Origin of the sequence: Pseudoalteromonas sp. AOP7-A1-14 (assembly GCF_052376275.1) — a bacterium.
Taxonomy (GTDB): domain Bacteria; phylum Pseudomonadota; class Gammaproteobacteria; order Enterobacterales; family Alteromonadaceae; genus Pseudoalteromonas.
Genome location: NZ_JBQSVO010000158.1, coordinates 1 through 6,143 on the forward strand (window position 1 = coordinate 1; position 6,143 = coordinate 6,143).

The following is a 6,143-nucleotide window of genomic DNA, read 5'->3' on the forward strand; positions in this document are numbered from 1 at the left end:
GTTTATATTCAACACATTTAAAAAGCTTAAAAGTTGAAATACCTTGCGAAGCTGAGCAGCAAAAAATAGCGCAATTCTTACAATCGCTCGATAAAAAAATAAACGCTGTTAACGAACAAATAGAACAAACGAAGCTATTTAAAAAAGGCTTACTACAGCAAATGTTTGTGTGAGAAACAATGACTAATAAAATTAACGACAACCCAATAGCGAATATTATTGATATTCAAACTTTGCAAGAAAGCGTAGAGGTTGAGTGCAAGCTGGCTGGTGGCCGCGACGGCCATGGCGCAGTGCCTAACGATATGTGGGAAACCTATAGTGCATTTGCTAATACCCGTGGTGGCTTAATTTTATTGGGCATTAAAGAAAAGAAAGGCACGTTTACAGTTGAGGGTATAACAAACCCAGCGCCGCTAATTAAGAATATTTGGGATACGGTTAACAACCCAAATAAAGTGAGTGTTAATTTACTCAGCGAAAGCGACGTGCGTATTGAAACACTTGAAGGCAAATCGGTTATTGCGATTACTGTACCACGCGCCCCGCGTCAAAGCCGCCCTGTATTTATAAATGCGAATCCGCTCAATGGGACCTATCAGCGCCGTTACGAGGCCGATCAAAAATGTTTGCCACCGGCAGTAAATAAAATGCTGGCAGAGCAAGAAGAAGTACGCGACAACAGAATTTTAGAGCACTTTACTCTTGATGACATAGACCCAGAAAGCCTGCGTATTTATAGGCAAATGTTTGTTGATGCCAAACCACAACACCCTTTTTTAGAATTGAGCGATCAAGAGTTTTTGCGCTCAATACGTGGCTGGCAAAAAGACCGCGCAACAGGTAAAGCGGGTTTAACTCTTGCTGGCTTAGTGATGTTTGGTAAATGGGATGCGATTCAAGATGCGTTGCCTAGTTTTGCACTCGATTATCAAGAAAAAGACGACAGTACACACCGCTGGATAGATCGTATTTATACTGATGGCTCTTGGTCGGGTAATGCTTTTGATTTTTATCGTAAGGTGTATCGTAAGCTTACGGCAGATTTAAAAGTAGGGTTTAGTTTAACCGATGACGGCCAACGACAAGATACCACTCCCGCGCATGAGGCCATTCGTGAAGCACTCGTTAATACACTGGCACATGCTGAATTTAATACCGAAAGTAATATTTTAATTGAAAAACACCCTGACTTCATTGGCTTTAGAAACGCAGGCTTAATGCGTGTACCTGTACATGAGGCTAAAGCGGGTGGTAACAGCCAGTGCCGCAACCCTGCTATTCATCAAATGTTTTTAAATATTGGTTTAAGCGAAAAAGCAGGGTCGGGTATTCCTAAAATATACAGTAATTGTAAGGCGCAAAACTGGCAGCCACCGCATATGTATGAAAAGGATGAACTAAATCAAACCTTTTTAGAGTTGCGCATGGTTAATATTGTGTCGCCTGAGCTTGATAAACGCCTGACAGATACCTTTGGTAGTGGCTACAAAAAGTTGAGCGAGCTTAAGCGAACTATTTTGATTACCGCCATTACTGAGTCATGGTTCAACCACGAGCGTATTTGTTCGTTGACCTCAGAACATACAAGAGAAGTGACACTTGCGTTAAGTCAGTTAGTTAATGCAGGGTACTTAGAGTCGGCAGGCCAGCACAGAGGCAAGATGTATCACTTAAAAGGGATACAAATCCCTACGCCTGATAATGATGCCGGTAAGAGTATTACGTTTGTAGCCTCTCCCAAGTTAGATCAGCTTTCACTGTTTGAAGGTCCGGAGTTAAATAGCGAAGGTCCGGACCTAGATACTGAAGGTCCGGAGTTAAGCAATGAAGGTCCGGACCTAGCTTTAAATACTCCGGACCAAGACAATACAGAAGTAGAGACAGCTGCAGCTAATGAGTTATGGAGTTCACTATGGGTTATAGGTGAGCAAGTACGATCTGCCTCAAGTAGAAAGCAGAAGTCTGAGGTAGAACAAGCAATAATAGCCCTATGTAAAGAAGCACAGCCGCACTGTTTAAGGTTGGGTGATATAGCGCAGCTGCTAGGAATGAAGCCCGATACGCTAAGGCGTAACTACTTAAGTAAAATGGTTAAAGAGCAGGTATTATTTTTGGCCTATCCAACAATACCGAATCACCCTGAGCAGGGTTATAAGTTACATAAAGATTAGCAACAAGCTGTGAATGTATTGCATAAGGCTAGTACCAAGGAATTGTAGATATAATGACTTACCAAAGTGAACAACAATTAGAAGATGACTTAATTGCACAGCTTAGCAAGCAGGGCTTTACGCGCGTTATTTTAAAGGATAACGCCGCACTTGAGGTCAATCTTAAGCAGCAGCTTGAAAAAGTGAATAGCTGCACGTTAAGCGATACTGAATTTACGCAAATATTGGGTAAGCTTGGTAAAGGTAATATATTTGCAAAAGCCAAAATACTGCGCGACCAGCTTGATGTAACACTTGATAACGGCGACAGCAGACACTTAACGTTGTTGTTTGATGAGCCGCAGCTAAATAGCTTTCAGGTGGCGCAACAAATTACAGTAAAGGGCACATACACTAACCGATACGATGTAACGTTATTGGTTAATGGCTTGCCGCTGGTACAAATAGAGCTAAAACGCCGTGGTATTGAACTAAAAGAAGCGTTTAACCAGATTAAGCGTTATCAAAAGCATTCGTTTCATGCCAACCATGGTTTGTTTAACTATGTGCAGCTGTTTGTAATGTCGAATGGGGTTAATAGCCAGTACTTTTCTAACAACAGTGAAATGTCGGCTAAGCAAACCTTTGACTGGACTGATAATGAAAATAATAAAATAAGCCAGTTACATGACTTTACCGAAGCATTTTTAACGCCTTCGCACTTAACGTATATGCTCACCAAGTACATAGTGCTTAATGAAACAGGTAAGTACTTAATGGTGCTTAGACCGTACCAGTTTTATGCAGTAGAAGCGATTGTAGAGCAGGTTAAAACTACAACCGATAACGGCTACATTTGGCATACTACAGGCTCAGGTAAAACTTTAACCTCGTTTAAAGCGGCGCAAATTATGACCTCGCTAAGTGAGGTTGATAAAGTAGTATTTGTGGTAGACCGTAAAGACCTAGATTACCAAACCGCGCTTGAGTTTAATGCGTTTGTAAAAGGCTCTGTAGACAGTACCGACAACACCAGTATGTTGTTCCACCAGCTGTTAGATAAGCCAATGAAGGGTAGAAAGGTCAACCAAAGCCGTAATACTAAGCTGGTGGTAACTACCCTACAAAAGCTCAATAACGTGGTGACTAAACAGCGCTATTTAAAAGAAATGCAAAGCCTGCAGGATAAGCGCATTGTGTTTATATTTGACGAGTGCCACCGCAGTCAATTTGGCGATACGCATAAAAATATTACCGAATTTTTTAATAACGCGCAGTTGTTTGGTTTTACGGGTACGCCTATATTTGCCGACAACGCCGTTGCTAAAAACTCAGTTAAACGCACCACAAAAGATTTGTTTGGTGAGTGCTTACATCCTTATGTAATTGTGGATGCAATACGCGACGCTAACGTGCTTAAGTTTGCTATTGAGTACGTTGGGCGTTACCAATACAAAGATGGCTCTAACAACAACCTAGACATTGAAGTTGAAGACATCGACACCAAAGAGCTTTTAACCTCTCCTGCGCGCTTAGATAAAATAACTGATTACATTATTGCCCAGCATAACCGTAAAACGCATAGCCGCGAATATAACGCTATGTTTTGTGTATCAAGCGTTGCAGAGCTTATTCAATACTATGAGTTGTTTGCGAGCAAAAAAGCACAAGGCAAACACAACCTTAAAATTGCCACCATATTTAGCTATGAGGCCAATGAAGAGGAAGAGTACGAACTAGGTAATGATGATGCGCAAATTAAAGAAGTATCAGCCAAATATTTAAACGAAGGGCAAACCGTTAAGCTGCATAGCCGCGATAAGTTAGACTCATTTATTAACGACTACAACGCAATGTTTGGTACAAGCTACTCCACCAAAGACAGTAAGTTATTTGAAGACTACTACAAAAATATATCTAAGCGCGTTAAAGCCAAAGAGATTGATATATTGCTGGTGGTGAATATGTTTTTAACAGGCTTTGATGCTCCTAAGCTCAATACTTTGTACGTTGATAAAAATCTTAAATATCATGGTTTGGTACAAGCGTTTTCGCGCACTAATCGTTTATTGGGTGAGACTAAATCGCACGGCAATGTAGTGTGCTTCAGAAACCTTAAAAAAGCTGCCGACACGGCTTTTACGCTGTTTTCGAACAAGCAGCCTAAAGAATATATAGAAACACCTTCGTGTAATGAGCTGCTTACTGATTTTAACAGCGCCTATGAAGCGCTAATGGAAATTACGCCTACCGTTGACTCAGTTGATGCTTTACCTGACGAAGAGGCTCAGGCGTTGTTTGTGAGGCAGTTTCGTGAGCTTATGCGCTTAAAGAACATGTTAAGCAACTTTGCTGACTTTGATATGGACTCAACCTCCATGGGCGAGCAAGAGTTTCAGGATTATACGAGTAAGTATGCCGACCTTGGCAGGCAGCTACGTGAGAACTCAAGTAAAGAAAAAGTATCGGTTTTAGATGACGTTGATTTTGAACTAGAGCTACTACACAGTGATATAGTAAATGTAACCTATATTTTGCAGTTATTGCGAGAGTTACACGGCGAAGAAAGCGGCGACGAAAAAGCCCGTAAACGTCAAGTAATAGCAAACCTTATAGCCACAGATCCAACCTTATTAAGTAAAAAAGCACTTATAGATAAGTTTATGGACGAGCACTTACAAGGCATACCTGCCAGTGCTGACGTTGATGAAGAGTTTGAGCTTTATTGGGAAAAAGAAAAGCGCCTAGAGCTTGAGAGGTTTGCCCACGAGCAAAAGTTAAACCAAGATCGCCTAGAAAAGCTAGTAACGCGTTATGAGCTAAGTGACGAAATGCCACTAAGGGATGACTTTGCTGATGTACTAGAAACCAAACCCAGCCTTTTACAACGCAGAAGAATACTGCCAGTAATAACGGATAAATTTAAACACTTTGTTGATACGTTTATCGCAGGGTTTTAAAGGAGTGAGGTGTTTTTCGTAAACCGTGAACGGTTTGTTAGGGACGTATAAGAAAATGTTGTATTTATGAATTTCGAACGTATTTGGAGTGAGTTTACGAAAGCTATATCTTAGTGTAGCAGGGCAACGTGTATTGAAATTACACAACAAAGTATAAAAATGAGACTGTAAAGCTGATAACTTTCTGGACTAGTTTTTTCGGCCGCTACGTGCCAAGAGCGGACGGTAGTAACCATGTTCACTTGTTATGGGGTCTGTGTCATCACTGCAACAATATAACCAGCTATACCAGCACCAATTATTTTTGACCACTCAACGAATAAAGTCCAAAAACTTTGAAGCAGCTTTTTTCTATTCCGTACGTCAATCAAAGTCATCCAGTTGATTTTAATAATATCCATTAAAGAGTTTGAATACACGCCATAAACACTTGAGTTGCGGTTATAAAATAGATATTTGGAAATACATTTGTCAATCAGCTTATCGCTTACGTTATCAGGGTTAAGTGATATATGAAGTATAATATTCTCTTCATTTCTTGAGTAACGTTCAGATTTATAAGGATAAATTATAAAAGCAACTGAGCCTGTACTACTAAATGATGCAACTAAAGCAGAACCTTTCTCAACCTCGCATGAAGTACCTTTTTTTTCAGGTGTATTAATTCTTTCAACTACGCCTGTTTTATTAGCTCCTGAAGAAAGTTGAACTGTAACTTCATTTATTGTTTCGTCATGTACTTGGCAAAATAACCTAAAAGGGTATTCTGTTTTGCTTGAGAGCTCAGCTATATCTTGAAACTTACTTCTTATTTTATTTTGCGTAACTAATTTCCAGTTTAATCTACGCCTATTCAGTTCAAAACTACTGGATTTTAATTTAACTGATTCTTTTGTAAGAACATTCAAGTTAACACCTCAACTGGATTAAACCCCATAACAGCTTTATCGGAGGACACTTTCCATATTTTAGTGCGAAAACATCCTTATTTTGTGGATTTACATTAATAGCAAATACTATAAGTTATTGC

At 40.0% G+C, this 6,143-nt stretch carries 4 protein-coding genes; 3 read left to right on the forward strand and 1 reads right to left on the reverse strand.

The window, feature by feature from the left end; genetic code table 11:
• The 3 genes from ACT3RM_RS16565 to ACT3RM_RS16575 form a co-directional block, all read left to right on the forward strand.
• A partial coding sequence (locus tag ACT3RM_RS16565; RefSeq protein ID WP_444511428.1) for a restriction endonuclease subunit S occupies positions 1-173 on the forward strand: 173 nt, incomplete at its 5' end.
• 6 nt (positions 174-179) lie between these two features.
• The gene (locus ACT3RM_RS16570) at positions 180-2,174 is read left to right on the forward strand and encodes an RNA-binding domain-containing protein (RefSeq protein WP_086961181.1); all 1,995 of its coding nucleotides are present in this window, start codon (positions 180-182) and stop codon (positions 2,172-2,174) included.
• 53 nt (positions 2,175-2,227) lie between these two features.
• The gene (locus tag ACT3RM_RS16575; protein WP_444511427.1) at positions 2,228-5,113 is read left to right on the forward strand and encodes a type I restriction endonuclease subunit R; all 2,886 of its coding nucleotides are present in this window, start codon (positions 2,228-2,230) and stop codon (positions 5,111-5,113) included.
• A gap of 245 nt (positions 5,114-5,358) precedes the next feature.
• Here ACT3RM_RS16575 and ACT3RM_RS16580 read toward each other — a convergent pair whose 3' ends face one another.
• Positions 5,359-6,021 carry a hypothetical protein gene (locus tag ACT3RM_RS16580; protein ID WP_192532323.1) on the reverse strand — a complete coding sequence of 221 codons (663 nt, stop codon included), beginning with the start codon at positions 6,019-6,021 and terminating at the stop codon, positions 5,359-5,361.
• Positions 6,022-6,143: the final 122 nt, after the last annotated feature.